This is a genomic window from Streptacidiphilus carbonis, from assembly GCF_000787775.1.
Taxonomy (GTDB): domain Bacteria; phylum Actinomycetota; class Actinomycetes; order Streptomycetales; family Streptomycetaceae; genus Streptacidiphilus; species Streptacidiphilus carbonis.
The window spans coordinates 66,287-82,148 of sequence record NZ_BBPM01000011.1; the positions used below are offsets into that span (position 1 = coordinate 66,287).

The following is a 15,862-nucleotide window of genomic DNA, read 5'->3' on the forward strand; positions in this document are numbered from 1 at the left end:
GTGTGCTGGTGACCACTTTTGCCGCCTCTGCCGTCCTCTCCCGCCAACCGAGCGGCCTCCAGGCCGTCCTGCTCGACATGGACGGGACCCTGGTCGACACCGAGGACTTCTGGTGGGAGGCGGAGGCGGGGCTGCTGGCCGAGTACGGCCACACGCTCACCGCCCAGGACCGCGAGGTGGTCGTCGGCGGCCCGATGGGCAGGGTGGTGGACTACCTGCTGGCGGTGAGCGGAGTGCCGCTGACGGCCGACCGGTTCGGACGGATGATCAACGATCGCTTCGTCGAGCTGGTCGGCCGCGGCGTGCCGCTGCGCCCCGGCGCGCGCAAGCTGCTGGACGAGCTGGCGGCCGAGAAGATCCCGACGGCGCTGGTGTCGGCGTCGCACCGCCGGATCATCGACCTGGTGCTGCAGACCCTGGGCGCCGACTGCTTCGCGTTCTCGGTGGCCGGGGACGAGGTCGAGCGCACCAAGCCGTTCCCCGACCCCTACCTGCTCGCCGCCGCGCGGCTCGGCGCCGACCCGGTGCGCTGCGTGGTGGTCGAGGACGCGCCCACCGGGGTGCGGGCGGGCGAGGCGGCGGGCTGCCGGGTGGTCGCGGTGCCCTCGGTGACACCCATCGAGGAGGCCCCGGGCCGCACCCTGCTGGCCTCGCTGGAGGACCTGGACGTGGCCCTGCTGCGGAGCCTCGTCCCGGAACTTGACGGCCAGTCAAGGTAACTAGCTGCTAACGCCAAAACGGACATCTGTGGAGAAGTCCTGGCAATAGCATGATCTGCTCTGGAACCCAGGGTTAGGGCACGGTGCGAGCCGGTGCGATCGTATGGCACGCTACAGACGATCGAACACCGCGAGACCCGTGCGACACCCCGTGCTGTGGTGTCCCGCTCTGGCGCGCGGACCCCTCACGCCACGCTGCTGCAGCCTGCGGTCGACCTCGTCATGGGGCAGTGGCGAGGTCGTACGACCTCCGGCCCGGCGTCCACAGCGTCGGCCAGGACACGAAGGAAGTCATGTCAGCAGCGAAACGACTTGCGGCGCTCGGCTGTATCGGCCTCCTCACGGCCACTGCCGCCTGCGGCTCCACCAGCTCGGGCAGCAAGGGCGGGGCCGGATCCACCATCACGCTGGGCACGGTGAGCTCGTACACCAGCCTGGACCCGGCCGGCGCCTACGACGCCGGCTCCTGGACCGTGTTCTACAACGTCTACCAGGGTCTGATGACGTACCTGCCGGGCGCCAACACGCCCAGCCCGGATGCTGCGAAGAGCTGCAAGTTCACCGACGGCTCGTACCTGACCTACGTCTGCACGCTGCTGCCGGACCTGAAGTTCTCCAACGGCGACCCCCTGGACGCCGCCGCGGTCAAGTACTCCTTCGACCGGGTGCTCAAGGTCGCCGCGAACAAGGCCGACAACGGCTCCGGGGTGAGCGTGCTGCTCGACACCCTGCAGTCGGTGGAGACCAGCGGCTCGACGCAGATCACCTTCCACCTGAAGACCGCCGACGCGACCTTCCCGGACCGCATAGCCTCCGGCGTCGGCGAGATCGTGGACCCGAAGGTGTACCCGACCACCAAGCTGCTGGACGGCACCGGCGTGGTCGGCTCCGGCATCTACAAGATCGACTCGGTGCAGACCACCACGGACGCCAAGGGCGCGGTCACCCCGGTGTCGGTGAAGCTGGTGCTCAACCCGGACTACAAGGGCGCCTACAGCAGCACCAAGCCGATGAACGCCGGTGCCACGCTGAAGTTCTACGACAGCCCGGCGAAGGTCAAGAGCGCCCTGCAGAGCGGCGACATCGACCTCAACGCGGGCAGCGACCTCGCCCCGGCGGACATCGTCGCGCTGCAGGGCGCGCAGCAGCTCGGCAAGGGCATCCAGGTCGTCCAGGGCACCGGCTCCAGCACCCGGATGATGGTGCTCAACGTCGGCGTCGCCCCCTTCACCAACCCGGCCGTGCGCCAGGCCATCGGCAAGCTGATCGACCGCCAGGCCATCGCCGACAAGGTCTACCAGAGCACGGTCACCCCGCTGTACTCGGTGATCCCGCAGGGCATCGGCGACCAGACCAGGCCGTTCGAGCAGACCCCGTACGCCATCAACCCGATCGCGGCCGGCCAGGTCAAGAACTCGCTGTCCGGGGTGAAGCTGCCGATCGACTTCACCCTGACCTACGCCGCCAACTCCGCGGCCGGACCGGCCGAGGCCGCGCAGATCAAGTCGCAGCTCGAAGCGAGCGGGATCTTCAAGGTCACCCTGAAGTCCGTGCCCAACCTGGGCGCCCTGATCCCGCTGTGGTCCAGCGGCAAGCTCGGCGCGTCGCTGACCGGCTGGCAGGCGGACTACCCGGACGCGGACGACTTCGTGTCGCCGTTCATCGGCAAGGACAACACCTTCGGCAACAACTACGCGCCGTCGAAGATCATCAACGATCTGCACCCGTTGAGCCTCAAGGAGGCCGACCGGGCGGACCAGACCACCACGGACACCTTCACGCAGATCCAGAAGCAGATCGCCGAGGACGCCGCGTACATCCCGCTGTGGCAGGACAACCAGTACATCGCCACCCAGGCGAACATCACCGGGGTGCCGCTCACCCTGGACATCGCGTCGATCATGCGCTTCTGGATGATCGGAAAGAACTGATCCGCAAGCGGTGATCTATGGACAACGATCCGCAAGCGGTGACAGCCGGGCCCGGTCGGAGCGACTCCGACCGGGCCCGACCCGTCCCCCTCAGCCGTTGCCGGGCCGGACCAGTCCGCTCTCGTAGGCGAACACCGCCGCCTGGACCCGGTCGCGCAGCCCCAGCTTGGTCAGCACATGGCCGACATGGGTCTTCACCGTGGTCTCGCTGACGAACAGCTCCCCGGCCACCTCGGCGTTGGAGAGCCCCCGGGCCACCAGCTTCAGCACCTCGACCTCGCGCTCGGTCAGCGTCGCCAGCGACTGCGGCGGCGCCTCGTCCCCGGAGGGCAGCCGGCCCGCGTACATGTCCAGCAGCCGCCGGGTGACGCTGGGGGCCAGCATCGCGGCGCCGTCGGCGACCACCCGGATCGCCTGGACCAGCTCCTCGGCGGGGACGTCCTTGAGCAGGAAGCCGCTGGCCCCCGCGCGCAGCGCCTCCACCACGTACTCGTCCAGGTCGAAGGTGGTCAGCACCAGCACCTTGGCGGGGCCGTCCCGGCCGGGTCCGGCGATCCGCCGGGTCGCCTCCACGCCGTCCATCCGCGGCATCCGGATGTCCATCAGCACCACATCGGGCTGGAGCGCCCGCACCTGGTCCAGCGCCTGCTGGCCGTCACCGGCCTCGCCGACCACCGCGATGTCGGCCTCCGCCTCCAGGATCATCCGGAACCCGGTACGCAGCAGCGGCTGGTCGTCGACCAGCAGCACTCGGATCGCCACAACTCGCTCCACTCATCGGTTAAGTACAGGCAAAGGGTACGGCGGGGGAGTGCCGCCGAACGCGGGGCACAGCGACTGGAAGGAGCACCAGTCGCACAGCCGGTTGCGGTTGGCGGGCCACTCGCCGCTCTCCAGCGCCCGCTGGATCGCCTCCCACAGCGCGTGCAGCTTGCGCTCCACCGCCCGCAGGTCCGCCGGGTCCGGGTCGTAGGTCACCACCTGGCCGCCGCCGCCCAGGTAGACCAGCTGCAGCCGGCGCGGCACCACCCCGCGCAGCCGCCACAGCACCAGGGCGTAGAACTTCATCTGGAACATGGCCTTGCCCTCGAAGTCGCGGGAGGGGGCCCGGCCGGTCTTGTAGTCCACCACCCGGACCTCGCCGGTCGGCGCGACGTCGACCCGGTCGATGTAGCCGCGCAGCCGCAGCCCCGACTCCAGCTCGGTCTCCACATAGAGCTCGCGCTCGGCCGGCTCCAACCGGGTCGGGTCCTCCAACCGGAACCAGCCCTCCACCAGCTTCTCGGCGTCGGCCAGCCAGCCGGCCAGCCCGCTGCCGTCGGCGTCGTCGGGGAAGAGCTCGCCGAGCTCCGGCCGCTGAGCCAGCAGGCGCTCCCACTCGGGGCGCAGCAGCGCCCGCGCGGCCTCCGGGGTGCGCTGCACCGCCGGGGCGTCGAAGAGGCGCTCCAGCACGGCGTGCACCAACGTGCCCCGGGTGGCCGCGGCGCTCGGCGGCTCGGGGACCTTGTCGATCACGCGCAGGCGGTAGAGCAGCGGGCAGGTCATGAAATCCCCGGCCCGGGAGGGCGAGAGGGCCGTCGGCGGCGCGACGGGACGGGCGGGTGGCGGTTCGGTGCCGGGCGGGTGCATGCCCGAAACCCTATGCGCAGGCACTGACACGCACATCGGGCCGGTCTCCCTTTCCGGGGGAGCGGCCCCCGGTACCCCCACGCAACCCGTGCCGGCGCGACCCCGTCCCCCGGATCCCGCCGCCTGAAGCTGGGTAGAACGTAGTGGTGGGACCGCATGCCGCGCGCGATCCCGGCGTACCGACCGCGTAGCGTGGCACTCGCCTCCGCGACGGCGGCCAGGTGCTCGACCACAAGGGGGCCGACGTGAGTGACACCAAGGGGGACCGCCCCAGGGGCGGCCTGCTGATGGGCCGGCCCTTCGGCGTGCCGGTCTATGTGACCCCCACCTGGTTCCTCATCGCCGCCCTGATCACCTGGATCTTCGGCGGTCAGATCGACCTGGTGCTGCCCGGCCTGGGCCGGGCCCGCTACCTGGTGGCGCTGTTCTTCGCGGTCGCCTTCTACGGCTCGGTGCTGATCCACGAGCTCGCCCACACCGTGGTCGCGCTGCGGCTGAAGCTGCCGGTGCGCCGGATCCAGCTGCAGTTCTTCGGCGGGGTGTCCGAGATCGAGAAGGAGGCGGAGACCGCCGGGCGCGAGTTCTGGCTGGCCTTCGCCGGGCCGCTGCTGTCCCTGGTGCTCGGCGGGGTGTTCCTGGCCGCACTGCAGGCGGTGCGCGCCGCCACCGTCCCCGGGGTGCTGCTGGCCGCGCTGATGCTGAGCAACTTCGTGGTCGCCGTCTTCAACCTGCTGCCCGGCCTGCCGCTGGACGGCGGCCGGATACTGCGCGCCGTGGTCTGGAGACTCAGCGGCAACCCGATGACCGGGACCGTCGTCGCCGCCTGGGTCGGCAAGGGGCTGGCCGTCCTGGTGCTGGTCGGCATGCCCACCTGGGCGGCCCGGGCCGACGCCGCCCAGAGCACCGCGTCGGTGCTGATGGACGCGGTGCTGGGCGCGGTGCTGGCCGCCATCATCTGGAACGGGGCGGTCAGCAGCGTCAGGGTCGCCAGGCTCCGGGAGCACCTGCCCGAGCTGCGGGCCCGCAGCCTGGCCAGGCCGGCCGTGGCGGTGGCCGCCGACACCCCGCTCGCCGAGGCGCTGCGCCGGTTGGAGCTGGCCGGGGCCCGCGGGCTGGTGGTCGTCGACGGCGCCGGCGAGCCGGTCGCCCTGGTCCGTGAGAACGCCGTCCGCACCATCCCCGACCACCGCCGCCCCTGGACCGCGACCGGCGCGGTGGCCCGGGTCCTGGAGCCGGGCCTGCGGATCCCGGCCGACCTGGTCGGCGAGGAACTGCTGGACCAGCTGCGGGCCAACCCGGCCCCGGAGTACCTGGTGGTCGAGCCGGACGGATCGATGCTGGGGGTACTGGCCGCGGTCGACGTCGAGCAGGCGTTCGCGCTGGCGATGGCGGGCCGCTCACCCGTCGCCGAGCCCTCGAACGCCTGACTCCTTCCGATGGTCGGCGGCCCCTTTCGGCTCCTCTAGACTGGTCCCCATGTCAGAACCGACCGGCGCCGCCCGCCGCCGCGGGCCCTTCCAGGTCGGGGACCAGGTCCAGCTCACCGACCCCAAGGGACGCCTCCACACCATCACGCTCGAATCCGGCAAGGCGTTCCACACCCACAAGGGCGCCTTCCCGCACGACGAGCTGATCGGAGCCCCGGAGGGCTCCGTGGTGCGTACCACCGGGAACACCCAGTACCTCGCGCTGCGCCCCCTGCTCTCCGACTACGTCCTCTCCATGCCGCGCGGCGCCGCGGTGGTCTACCCCAAGGACGCGGGGCAGATCGTCACCATGGCCGACATCTTCCCCGGCGCCCGCGTCGTCGAGGCCGGGGTCGGCTCCGGCGCCCTCAGCTGCTCGCTGCTGCGCGCGGTGGGGGACAGCGGGTCGCTGTCCTCCTACGAGCGCCGCGAGGACTTCGCCGAGATCGCCCGGGGCAACGTCGAGCGCTACTTCGGCGGCCCGCACCCGGCCTGGAAGCTCACCCTCGGCGACCTCCAGGACAACCTGGTGGAGACCGAGGTGGACCGCATGGTCCTGGACATGCTCGCCCCCTGGGAGTGCCTGGACGTGGCCGCCAAGGCCCTGGTGCCGGGCGGGGTGATCTGCTGCTACGTGGCCACCACCACGCAGCTCTCCCGCACCGTCGAGGCGCTGCGGGAGCACGGCAACTTCACCGAGCCGCAGTCCTGGGAGTCCATGGTGCGCAACTGGCATGTGGAGGGGCTGGCCGTCCGGCCGGACCACCGCATGATCGGCCACACCGGCTTCCTGCTGACGTCCCGTCGGCTCGCCGACGGCGTCGAGCCCCCGCTCCGCCGCCGCCGCCCCGCCAAGGGCGCCTACGGCGAGGTGGAGGCCCCCGTGGCCCCCAAGACGGGCCGCTTCCTCAAAATGGCCGAAGAGGTCCAGGCGGACGAGTAGCCCGGCAGCACCCAGGGGCGCGAGGAACTGCGCGAGTAACCGTGCAGCTCCGTAGAGGGCTGGTCGCAGTTCCCCGCGCCCCTGGGGTCTGTGCATGATCCCGCCTGTGGGAGGATCCGCCCGTGGCTGAACACTCTCGTTCCACGGCAATCCACTGGATCCCGACCGCCGCCGTCGTCGGCGGGGTCGTCGCGGGGGCGTTGGCCGTTGCACCGGCCGATGCGGGCACCCTCACTGCGAACGGCCCGCACAGCGTTCCCGCGGCGCAGGCCCCGAACCCCGCAGGCCTCGCGCTGCCACTGGCCTGTGACGGTCTGCCAGACCGCATCACCCAGCGCTTCAGCGCCGACACCACCGGCCGCGGCGACATCGTCACCGTCGTCGCCGCCCGCTGCGCCGCCCCCAACGGAACCCCGCCGGACGGCCTGTTCGTGCTGCGCTTCGGGCCGGACGGCAAGGCCAGGATCGCGGCCACCCTCATCAAGCCGTCCCAGAACCTCACCGTCCGCACCGCGGCGATCCGCGCCGACGGCAGCATCCACGCCGACGTCGACGGCTACTCCTCCGCCGACGTCCCCCGCTGCTGCGCCGACCTGCACGACGCCGACACCTGGACGCTCCACGACGGCGCCTACACCCTCGCCGCCAGCACCCCGCTCGCCCAGACGTGATCGAGCCCAGACGTGATCGAACTCAGACGCGATCCAGCCCGGACGGCGACCGAGTCCAGACGCACTCGAACTCGGACGTGATCTAGCTCACACGGCGTCAGGACCGTACACCTCGACCAGATCCCTGCTGCGGCGCACATGGATGCAGTCGCCGGGGCACTCCTTGGCCGAATCCACCACGTCCTGAAGCAGCGTCAGCGGCACCGGGACCGTCGCCCCCGGCTCCGCCAGCAGCTCCTGGTCGTCACCCTTCACATACGCGAGCCCGTCGATGTCGAGCTCGAAGACCTCGGGCGCGTACTGCACACAGATGCCGTCCCCGGTGCAGAGATCCTGGTCGATCCACACCTCGAGTGGCTCGTCCTGCGAGGACATACCGTCCGCCGTTCCTGGTCACGGGGCCGTTGTTCCGCGACCCCTTATTCCCGCCATCGGTACAGAGCTGGAACCCCGCCCGGTGCAACGCGATCGAACTTGACCCGCTCGACAATACAACTGGTCGCTTCCCGGCGTCGCCGAGTGGGTATCCCACTACCGAGGGGACGTGCGCAAGGGTGAAGATCAGACACACCCCTTCCGACTTTCTGATCTAGGGGTTCCAACGCTTCCCTGCCCGGGTAGGGTCGGGACACGTTCAGCTCCCCCGGAGGAGGTGAGGACCGTGGCAGCCCACGACGATGACTACACCCGCGGCGGCAGGCCCGCACGGGGTTCTGAGGAAGCCCTCAGTCAGGTTTCCTTTCTCGAGCAGGAGATTGCTGTCCTGCGCCGCAAAATCGCAGAATCGCCGCGCCACACGAGGATCCTCGAGGAGCGTGTCGTTGAACTGCAGACCAACCTGGCCGGAGTCACCGCTCAGAACGAGCGGCTCGCCTCCACCCTGAGGGAGGCCCGCGACCAGATCGTGGCCCTCAAGGAGGAAGTGGACCGGCTCGCCCAGCCGCCGGCCGGCTTCGGCACCTTCCTGTCCGCCAACGAGGACGGGACCGCCGACATCTTCACCGGCGGCCGCAAGCTGCGGGTGAACGTCAGCCCCAGCCTGCCCCTGGACGAGCTCACGCGCGGCCAGGAGGTGATGCTCAACGAGGCCCTCAACATCGTCGACGCGATGGAGTTCGAGAGCATCGGCGACATCGTCACCCTCAAGGAAGTCCTCGAGGACGGCGAGCGCGCCCTGGTCACCGGGCACACCGACGAGGAGCGGGTGGTCCGGCTCGCCGAGCCGCTGCGCGACGTGACGCTCCGCCCCGGCGACGCCCTGCTGCTGGAGCCCCGCTCCGGCTACGTCTACGAGGTCGTGCCCAAGAGCGAGGTCGAGGAGCTGGTCCTCGAAGAGGTCCCGGACATCGACTACGACCGGATCGGCGGCCTCGGCCAGCAGATCGAGCAGATCCGCGACGCGGTGGAGCTCCCGTACCTGCACGCCGAGCTCTTCAAGGAGTACGAGCTGCGCCCGCCCAAGGGCGTGCTGCTCTACGGCCCGCCCGGCTGCGGCAAGACCCTGATCGCCAAGGCGGTGGCCAACTCCCTGGCCAAGAAGGTGGCGGAAGTCACCGGACAGCCCCAGGGAAAGAGCTACTTCCTCAACATCAAGGGTCCCGAGCTGCTCAACAAGTACGTCGGCGAGACCGAGCGGCAGATCCGCCTGGTCTTCCAGCGGGCCCGTGAGAAGGCCAGCGAGGGCACCCCGGTCATCGTCTTCTTCGACGAGATGGAGTCGCTGTTCCGCACCCGCGGATCCGGTGTCAGCTCGGACGTGGAGAACACCATCGTCCCGCAGCTGCTCGCCGAGATCGACGGCGTGGAGGGGCTGGAGAACGTCATCGTCATCGGCGCCTCCAACCGCGAGGACATGATCGACCCGGCGATCCTGCGGCCGGGCCGGCTCGACGTCAAGATCAAGATCGAGCGGCCGGACGCCGAGGCGGCCAAGGACATCTTCAGCAAGTACCTGAAGAACTCCCTCCCGCTGCACCCGGACGACGTCAAGGAGCACGGCTCCTCGGTGGACGCCACCGTCGACGCCATGATCCAGGCCGTCGTCGAGCGGATGTACACCGAGACCGAGGAGAACCGCTTCCTGGAGGTCACCTACGCCAACGGCGACAAGGAGGTCCTGTACTTCAAGGACTTCAACTCCGGAGCGATGATCCAGAACATCGTCGACCGGTCGAAGAAGATGGCCATCAAGGACTTCCTCGACCACGGGCAGCGCGGTCTGCGCGTCTCCCACCTGCTCGCCGCCTGCGTGGACGAGTTCAAGGAGAACGAGGACCTGCCCAACACCACCAACCCGGACGACTGGGCCCGCATCTCCGGCAAGAAGGGCGAGCGGATCGTGTTCATCCGCACACTCGTCACCGGCAAGCAGGGCGCCGACTCCGGCCGCTCCATCGACACTGTCGCCAACACGGGGCAGTACCTGTAGGAAAGGCTGCCACCGTCCGGCTGCGGGTGAGTCTGCCCGTAGCCGGACGGTTCGCGTCCGCACCCTGTCTTGAACAACCTCGGGCAGTGATCTGCCGGTTGTCAGTGAGCAGTTCTAGGCTCGGGTTACCGAACCGGGCCGACCGCAGGCGGCGAGTCGTCAGCGGCAGTTCGAAGGAGGGCCGCATGACTGTACGGCGCGTAATGGGAATCGAGACGGAGTACGGGATCTCCGTCCCGGGGCACCCCAACGCCAATGCCATGCTCACCTCGTCGCAGGTGGTCAATGCCTACGCCGCGGCGATGCACCGGGCCCGGCGGGCGCGGTGGGACTTCGAGGAGGAGAACCCGCTGCGCGACGCCCGCGGGTTCGACCTGGCCAGGGACAACGCCGACGCCAGCCAGCTGACCGACGAGGACATCGGCCTCGCCAACATCATCCTGACCAACGGCGCCCGGTTCTACGTGGACCACGCCCACCCCGAGTACAGCTCGCCCGAGGTCACCAACCCCCGCGACGCCGTGCTCTGGGACAAGGCCGGCGAGCGGATCATGGAAGAGGCCGCCAACCGCGCCCTCCAGGTCCCCGGCGCCCACCCGATCCACCTGTACAAGAACAACACCGACAACAAGGGCGCCTCCTACGGCACCCATGAGAACTACCTGATGGCGCGGTCGACCCCGTTCGCCGACATCGTCCGGCACCTCACCCCCTTCTTCGTCTCCCGGCAGGTGGTCACCGGCGCGGGCCGGGTCGGCATCAACCAGGACGGCTCGGCCGACGGCTTCCAGATCAGCCAGCGCGCCGACTACTTCGAGGTCGAGGTCGGCCTGGAGACCACGCTCAAACGGCCCATCATCAACACCCGCGACGAGCCGCACGCCGACGCGGAGAAGTACCGCAGGCTGCACGTCATCATCGGCGACGCCAACCTCTCCGAGGTCTCCACCTACCTCAAGCTGGGCACCACCGCACTGGTGCTGTCCATGATCGAGGACGGCTTCATCGGCGTCGACCTGGTCGTGGACCAGCCGGTGCGGACCCTGCACCGGGTCTCCCACGACCCCGACCTGGGCTACCTGCTCTCGCTGCGCAGCGGGCGGAAACTGACGGCCGTACAGCTCCAGATGGAGTACTGCGAGTTGGCCCGCAAGTACGTCGAGGACCGCTTCGGCGCCGACGCGGACGAGCAGACCCGCGACATCCTGGACCGCTGGGAGGACGTGCTCGGCCGGCTGGAGCGGGACCCGATGAGCCTGTCCCGGCAGCTGGACTGGATCGCCAAGCGGGAGATCCTGGAGGGCTACCGCCAGCGGGACGGCCTGGGCTGGGACAACCCCCGACTGCACCTGGTCGACCTGCAGTACGCCGACGTGAGGGCCGAGAAGGGCCTCTACAACCGCCTGGTGGACCGCGGGCGGATGGAGCGGCTGCTCACCGAGCCGGAGGTGCTCAGGGCGGCCCACAAGCCGCCGGAGGACACCCGCGCCTACTTCCGCGGCCGCTGCCTGGAGCAGTACGCAGACCACGTGGCGGCGGCCTCCTGGGACTCGGTCATCTTCGACCTCCCGGGCCGCGACTCGCTCCAGCGGGTCCCCACCCTGGAGCCGCTGCGCGGCACCAGGAAGCACGTCAAGGCCCTGCTGGACCGCTGCCGCACGGCCGAGGAGCTGGTCCGGGTGCTCTCGGGCGGCTGAACGCCAGTCTGAACATCTGTCCGCTTCAGGCGTAACCGGAGGGTGACGGGGAGCTACGAAGGGTGAAGCCCGACGGCGTGGGCATCATCGGGACAGCACCAGTCGTTGTAGTGACGGATCTAAAACACAGGGCGGTTGTCACCCCTCGTGTATAGGGTCTGACCAGCAGTACCGGACACGATCGAGCGGGGTGTGAGGGACATGGCGACCAAGGACACCGGCGGTGGGCAGCAGCGGGCGAACCGCTCCTCCGAGGAGGTCGAGGAGACCGAGGCAGAGGCGAACGAGGCCTCCGACCTCAAGGAGCGCAAGGCGAAGCTCGACGACGACGTGGACGCGGTACTCGACGACATCGACGAGATCCTCGAGTCGGATGCAGAGTCCTTTGTCCGGTCATACGTACAAAAAGGCGGAGAGTAGACGATATGTCCGATTCGACCGATAAGGTCTGTCGCGATTGCGGTGAGGTCAAATCGGCATCGGAATTCTGGAGGCGGGCCGGCTCTCCGGACGGACTCGCGTACTACTGCAAACCGTGCTTCAAGGTGCGGAATCTTGGAACGCGGCGTAAGCGCTCGGAGCGGGAAGGGCGGCAGGAGCGTCGCTTCATCCCTCGGCAGGAGACTCCCGAGGGTATGAAGTTCTGTCTGGACTGCGAAACGGTCAAGCCGCTGGATGATTTCCCACGCAACCGCAATACAGGCGATGGTCGAACCACCTACTGCAAGCCTTGCCACAATGCCCGAGGGCTTGAGTCGAGGGTCCGGCTTCATGGCAGCACTCGTCACTACCACCTGACGAGACGCTATGGTCTCGGCTCAGCCGAGGTCGCCGCCATGATCGACGCACAGATGGGTGTCTGTGCGATCTGTCTGACTCCGGGCCCGGAACATGTGGATCACGACCACAAAACGGGTAGGGTCCGAGCCATCCTCTGCTTCAACTGCAATGGCGGGCTGGGGCAGTTCAAGGACCGGCCCGACCTGCTCCGCCGTGGGGCCGACTATCTGGAAGGGAACGTGTGGAAGCCAACACTCGTGGCACCGGGCGTCTACCGGCTGCCTTCTTGACGCCGGGTTCGTCGTCCTTCGTCGAATTCCTGGCGGACCATCAGCCGGAGCTGCTCCCCGGCCGCCGGACCCTGCCGGCCGGGCTGCAGCCGCTGGAGGCTCCGCACGGCACCACCATCGTGTCCGTCACCTTCGACGGCGGGGTGATCCTGGCCGGTGACCGCCGGGCCACCATGGGGAACCTGATCGCCCAGCGGGACATCGAGAAGGTGTTCCCGGCGGACGAGTACTCCGCCGTCGGCATCGCCGGCACCGCCGGCCTCGCCGTGGAGATGGTGCGCCTGTTCCAACTGGAACTGGAGCACTACGAGAAGATCGAGGGCACCCAGCTCTCCCTGGAGGGCAAGGCCAACCGCCTCACCACCATGATCCGCGGCAACCTCGGCATGGCCATGCAGGGTCTGGCCGTGGTGCCCCTCTTCGCCGGCTACGACCTGGACCTCGGCCGGGGCCGGATCTTCAGCTACGACGTCACCGGCGGCCGCTCCGAGGAGGTCGGCTTCGCCGCGACCGGCTCGGGCTCGTTGTTCGCCAAGGGCTCGCTGAAGAAGCTGTACCGCTCCGACCTGACGGCCGAACAGGCCACCACAGCCGTCGTCCAGGCGCTCTACGACGCCGCCGACGACGACTCCGCCACCGGCGGCCCGGACCTGACCCGCGGAATCTTCCCGATCGTCGGCGTCATCACCGAGGACGGCTTCCGCCGCCTCCCCGACGACGAGGTCGGCGCGCTGGCCCGGAGCATCCTGGACCACCGGCTGGAGCACCCCAACGGCCCGCAGGCCGGGCTGCTCTAGTCCCCTCTGTCTCCCTACACCACTCACCTCGACTCCAGATAGGGGCGACAGCCGGTGTCGACGCCGTTCTACGTCTCACCCCAGCAGGCCATGGCCGACCGCGCCGAGTACGCCCGCAAGGGCATCGCCCGCGGCCGCAGCGTGGTCGTGCTCACCTACGCCGACGGCATCGTCTTCGTGGCGGAGAACACCTCCCGGGCGCTGCACAAGGTCTCCGAGATCTACGACCGCATCGCCTTCGCCGCGGTCGGCCGCTACAACGAGTTCGAGAACCTGCGGATCGGCGGCGTCCGCTACGCCGACCTGCGCGGCTACTCCTACGACCGGGCCGACGTCAACGCCCGCGGTTTGGCGAACGTCTACGCCCAGACCCTGGGCACCATCTTCTCCTCCACCGGTGAGAAGCCGTACGAGGTGGAGCTGATCGTCGCCGAGGTCGGCAAGAGTCCGCACGACGACCAGATCTACCGGCTCACCCCGGACGGCTCGGTCGTCGACGAGCAGCACACCGTCGCGGTCGGCGGCAACTCCGAATCCATCAGCACCTACCTCCAGCAGCGCCACGCGGAGGGGCTGACCCTCCCCGAGGCGCTGAAGCTCGCGGTCGAGAGCCTGGCCCGGGACCCCAACGGCGGTCAGGCCCGCACGCTGACCCAGGATCAGCTGGAGGTCGCGGTGCTGGACCGCGGCCGCTGGCAGCAGCGCAAGTTCAAGCGCCTGACCGGCGGCCAGCTGGGCCGGCTGCTGGCCGGCGACGAGAGCGCAGCAGGAGACGAGGACGAGACCCCGCCCGAGGCATCCCCCGACCCGGTGGATACGGCCGAGGCACCGCCGGAGACTCCGACCGAGGACTGATCCCGCTCGCGCCGGAGGGCAGGGCGACGGCATGCCCTCCGGCTCCGATTTCGGTTTCGGACGGTGTCCGACCGTGCACATTGTGAAGCAGGGCACATTCTGACTGACGGCCGTCCCGGCAAAGGGGAGACACCATGGACCGCAGAATCTTCGGACTGGAGAACGAGTACGGGGTGACCTGCACCTTCCGTGGCCAGCGCAGGCTGTCCCCGGACGAGGTGGCCCGCTACCTGTTCCGCCGTGTGGTGTCCTGGGGCCGCAGCAGCAATGTCTTCCTGCGCAACGGGGCCCGGCTCTACCTGGACGTGGGCTCGCACCCGGAGTACGCCACCCCGGAGTGCGACGACGTCTCCGAGCTGGTGACCCATGACAAGGCCGGGGAGCGGATCCTCGAAGGCCTGCTGGTGGACGCCGAGCGGCGGCTGCACGAGGAGGGCATCGCCGGCGACGTCTACCTCTTCAAGAACAACACCGACTCGGCCGGGAACTCCTACGGCTGCCATGAGAACTACCTGGTCGGCAGGCACGGCGAGTTCTCCCGGCTGGCCGACATCCTGATCCCCTTCCTGGTCACCCGGCAGCTGATCTGCGGGGCCGGCAAGGTGCTGCAGACCCCGCGCGGCGCGGTCTACTGCGTCAGCCAGCGGGCCGAGCACATCTGGGAGGGCGTGAGCTCGGCGACCACCCGCTCCCGTCCGATCATCAACACCCGGGACGAGCCGCACGCCGACGCCGAGCGCTACCGCCGGCTGCATGTGATCGTCGGCGACTCCAACATGTCGGAGACCACCACACTGCTCAAGGTGGGCGCGACCGACCTGGTGCTGAAGATGATCGAGGCCGGGACGGTCCTGCGGGACCTCACCCTGGAGAACCCGATCCGGGCGATCCGGGAGGTCAGCCATGACCTCACCGGCTCCCGGCAGGTCCGGTTGGCGAACGGCCGGGAGGCCAGCGCGCTGGACATCCAGGAGGAGTACTTCAGCAAGGCCAGTGCCTTCGCTGACGCCAAGGGCATCCGCACCGGCACGGTGGCCCGGGTGCTGGACCTGTGGGGCCGCACCCTGGAGGCGATCCGGGCCGAGGACTACTCCAAGGTGGACCGGGAGATCGACTGGGTGATGAAGTACCAGCTGATCGAGCGCTACCGGGCCAAGAACGGCATCAGCATGTCGCACCCGAGGGTCGCCCAGATCGACCTGGCGTACCACGACATCCACCGCCGGCGCGGCCTCTACTACCTGCTGCAGAACCGGGGCCAGGCCGAGCGGGTCACCGACGACCTCAAGATCTTCGAGGCCAAGTCGGTCCCGCCGCAGACCACCCGGGCCCGGCTGCGCGGCGACTTCATCCGCCGCGCCCAGGAGCAGCGCCGGGACTTCACCGTCGACTGGGTGCACCTCAAGCTCAACGACCAGGCGCAGCGCACGGTCCTGTGCAAGGACCCGTTCCGCTCGGTGGACGAGCGGGTGGAGAAGCTGATCGCCGGCATGTAGGACCCCGTTCACGCCGTTCACCTGGTGCGCACACCTTGTCCGCTTCGACGCCCCCGTGTCCGTATTGTGACGGCACGGGGGCTCGGTAGTTGTGGTGCGGGTAAGGAGAGGTCGTAGAGTGGCGCGGACTGACCGCTGCTCCATCTCCCTCCCCATCCTA

15 protein-coding genes are annotated in these 15,862 nt (G+C 69.3%); 12 read left to right on the forward strand and 3 right to left on the reverse strand.

Going from position 1 to position 15,862, the window contains the following annotated elements; translation table 11 throughout:
• Positions 1–5 precede the first annotated feature (5 nt).
• Together TR46_RS11055 and TR46_RS11060 are read left to right on the forward strand one after the other, a co-directional pair.
• The gene (locus tag TR46_RS11055) at positions 6–719 is read left to right on the forward strand and encodes an HAD family hydrolase (protein ID WP_042398064.1); all 714 of its coding nucleotides are present in this window, start codon (positions 6–8) and stop codon (positions 717–719) included.
• A gap of 293 nt (positions 720–1,012) precedes the next feature.
• Positions 1,013–2,650 carry an ABC transporter substrate-binding protein gene (locus tag TR46_RS11060; RefSeq protein WP_042397723.1) on the forward strand — a complete coding sequence of 546 codons (1,638 nt, stop codon included), beginning with the start codon at positions 1,013–1,015 and terminating at the stop codon, positions 2,648–2,650.
• A 90-nt stretch (positions 2,651–2,740) separates the two neighbouring features.
• Here the strand turns inward: TR46_RS11060 and TR46_RS11065 are convergent, their stop codons facing one another.
• Positions 2,741–3,412 carry a response regulator gene (locus TR46_RS11065; protein ID WP_030260881.1) on the reverse strand — a complete coding sequence of 224 codons (672 nt, stop codon included), beginning with the start codon at positions 3,410–3,412 and terminating at the stop codon, positions 2,741–2,743.
• Between the two features lie 12 nt (positions 3,413–3,424).
• Positions 3,425–4,279, reverse strand: coding sequence for a RecB family exonuclease (locus TR46_RS11070; protein WP_084718280.1), 855 nt, complete (start codon positions 4,277–4,279; stop codon positions 3,425–3,427).
• Between the two features lie 221 nt (positions 4,280–4,500).
• On the opposite strand from TR46_RS11070, the gene TR46_RS11075 reads away from it, so the two are divergent.
• From TR46_RS11075 to TR46_RS11085, 3 genes are all read left to right on the forward strand, one after another.
• A complete protein-coding gene (locus TR46_RS11075; protein ID WP_042397728.1) occupies positions 4,501–5,706 on the forward strand; it encodes a site-2 protease family protein in 1,206 nt (401 codons plus the stop codon).
• A gap of 49 nt (positions 5,707–5,755) precedes the next feature.
• Positions 5,756–6,688: a tRNA (adenine-N1)-methyltransferase gene (locus TR46_RS11080; RefSeq protein WP_042397731.1), complete on the forward strand. Its 933-nt coding sequence runs from the start codon at positions 5,756–5,758 to the stop codon at positions 6,686–6,688.
• Between the two features lie 122 nt (positions 6,689–6,810).
• Positions 6,811–7,359, forward strand: coding sequence for a hypothetical protein (locus TR46_RS11085; RefSeq protein WP_052432707.1), 549 nt, complete (start codon positions 6,811–6,813; stop codon positions 7,357–7,359).
• Positions 7,360–7,446: 87 nt separating this feature from the next.
• Here the strand turns inward: TR46_RS11085 and TR46_RS11090 are convergent, their stop codons facing one another.
• On the reverse strand, positions 7,447–7,734 hold the full coding sequence (locus TR46_RS11090; RefSeq protein WP_042397736.1) for a ferredoxin: 288 nt from the start codon (positions 7,732–7,734) through the stop codon (positions 7,447–7,449).
• Positions 7,735–8,020: 286 nt separating this feature from the next.
• Between TR46_RS11090 and arc the strand changes: the two genes are divergently transcribed.
• The 7 genes from arc (at position 8,021) to pafA (ending at position 15,702) form a co-directional block, all read left to right on the forward strand.
• The gene (arc, locus tag TR46_RS11095) at positions 8,021–9,787 is read left to right on the forward strand and encodes a proteasome ATPase (RefSeq protein ID WP_042397739.1); all 1,767 of its coding nucleotides are present in this window, start codon (positions 8,021–8,023) and stop codon (positions 9,785–9,787) included.
• 185 nt (positions 9,788–9,972) lie between these two features.
• Entirely contained in the window at positions 9,973–11,484 is a 1,512-nt protein-coding gene (gene dop, locus TR46_RS11100; RefSeq protein WP_042397743.1) for a depupylase/deamidase Dop, read from the forward strand.
• Between the two features lie 201 nt (positions 11,485–11,685).
• Positions 11,686–11,904 carry a ubiquitin-like protein Pup gene (locus TR46_RS11105; RefSeq protein WP_084718306.1) on the forward strand — a complete coding sequence of 73 codons (219 nt, stop codon included), beginning with the start codon at positions 11,686–11,688 and terminating at the stop codon, positions 11,902–11,904.
• Positions 11,905–11,909: 5 nt separating this feature from the next.
• Complete coding sequence (locus TR46_RS39300) at positions 11,910–12,554, forward strand: endonuclease VII domain-containing protein (protein ID WP_042397750.1); 645 nt, start codon at positions 11,910–11,912, stop codon at positions 12,552–12,554.
• The gene (prcB, locus tag TR46_RS11115; RefSeq protein WP_042397753.1) at positions 12,506–13,351 is read left to right on the forward strand and encodes a proteasome subunit beta; all 846 of its coding nucleotides are present in this window, start codon (positions 12,506–12,508) and stop codon (positions 13,349–13,351) included. The genes TR46_RS39300 and prcB overlap by 49 nt, the downstream gene beginning before the upstream one ends.
• Positions 13,352–13,405: 54 nt before the next feature.
• Complete coding sequence (gene prcA, locus TR46_RS11120; RefSeq protein ID WP_042397754.1) at positions 13,406–14,206, forward strand: proteasome subunit alpha; 801 nt, start codon at positions 13,406–13,408, stop codon at positions 14,204–14,206.
• A 134-nt stretch (positions 14,207–14,340) separates the two neighbouring features.
• Entirely contained in the window at positions 14,341–15,702 is a 1,362-nt protein-coding gene (gene pafA / locus TR46_RS11125; RefSeq protein WP_042397757.1) for a Pup--protein ligase, read from the forward strand.
• Positions 15,703–15,862: the final 160 nt, after the last annotated feature.

What these genes read in the sequence shown, in the direction of transcription:
- TR46_RS11060 (WP_042397723.1), top strand. Translation starts at nt 1,013, where the DNA reads ATGTCAGCAGCGAAACGACTTGCGGCGCTCGGCTGTATCGGCCTCCTC.
- TR46_RS11070 (WP_084718280.1), bottom strand. Translation starts at nt 4,279, where the DNA reads ATGCACCCGCCCGGCACCGAACCGCCACCCGCCCGTCCCGTCGCGCCG.
- TR46_RS11080 (WP_042397731.1), top strand. Translation starts at nt 5,756, where the DNA reads ATGTCAGAACCGACCGGCGCCGCCCGCCGCCGCGGGCCCTTCCAGGTC.
- TR46_RS11090 (WP_042397736.1), bottom strand. Translation starts at nt 7,734, where the DNA reads ATGTCCTCGCAGGACGAGCCACTCGAGGTGTGGATCGACCAGGATCTC.
- dop (WP_042397743.1), top strand. Translation starts at nt 9,973, where the DNA reads ATGACTGTACGGCGCGTAATGGGAATCGAGACGGAGTACGGGATCTCC.
- TR46_RS11105 (WP_084718306.1), top strand. Translation starts at nt 11,686, where the DNA reads ATGGCGACCAAGGACACCGGCGGTGGGCAGCAGCGGGCGAACCGCTCC.
- TR46_RS39300 (WP_042397750.1), top strand. Translation starts at nt 11,910, where the DNA reads ATGTCCGATTCGACCGATAAGGTCTGTCGCGATTGCGGTGAGGTCAAA.
- pafA (WP_042397757.1), top strand. Translation starts at nt 14,341, where the DNA reads ATGGACCGCAGAATCTTCGGACTGGAGAACGAGTACGGGGTGACCTGC.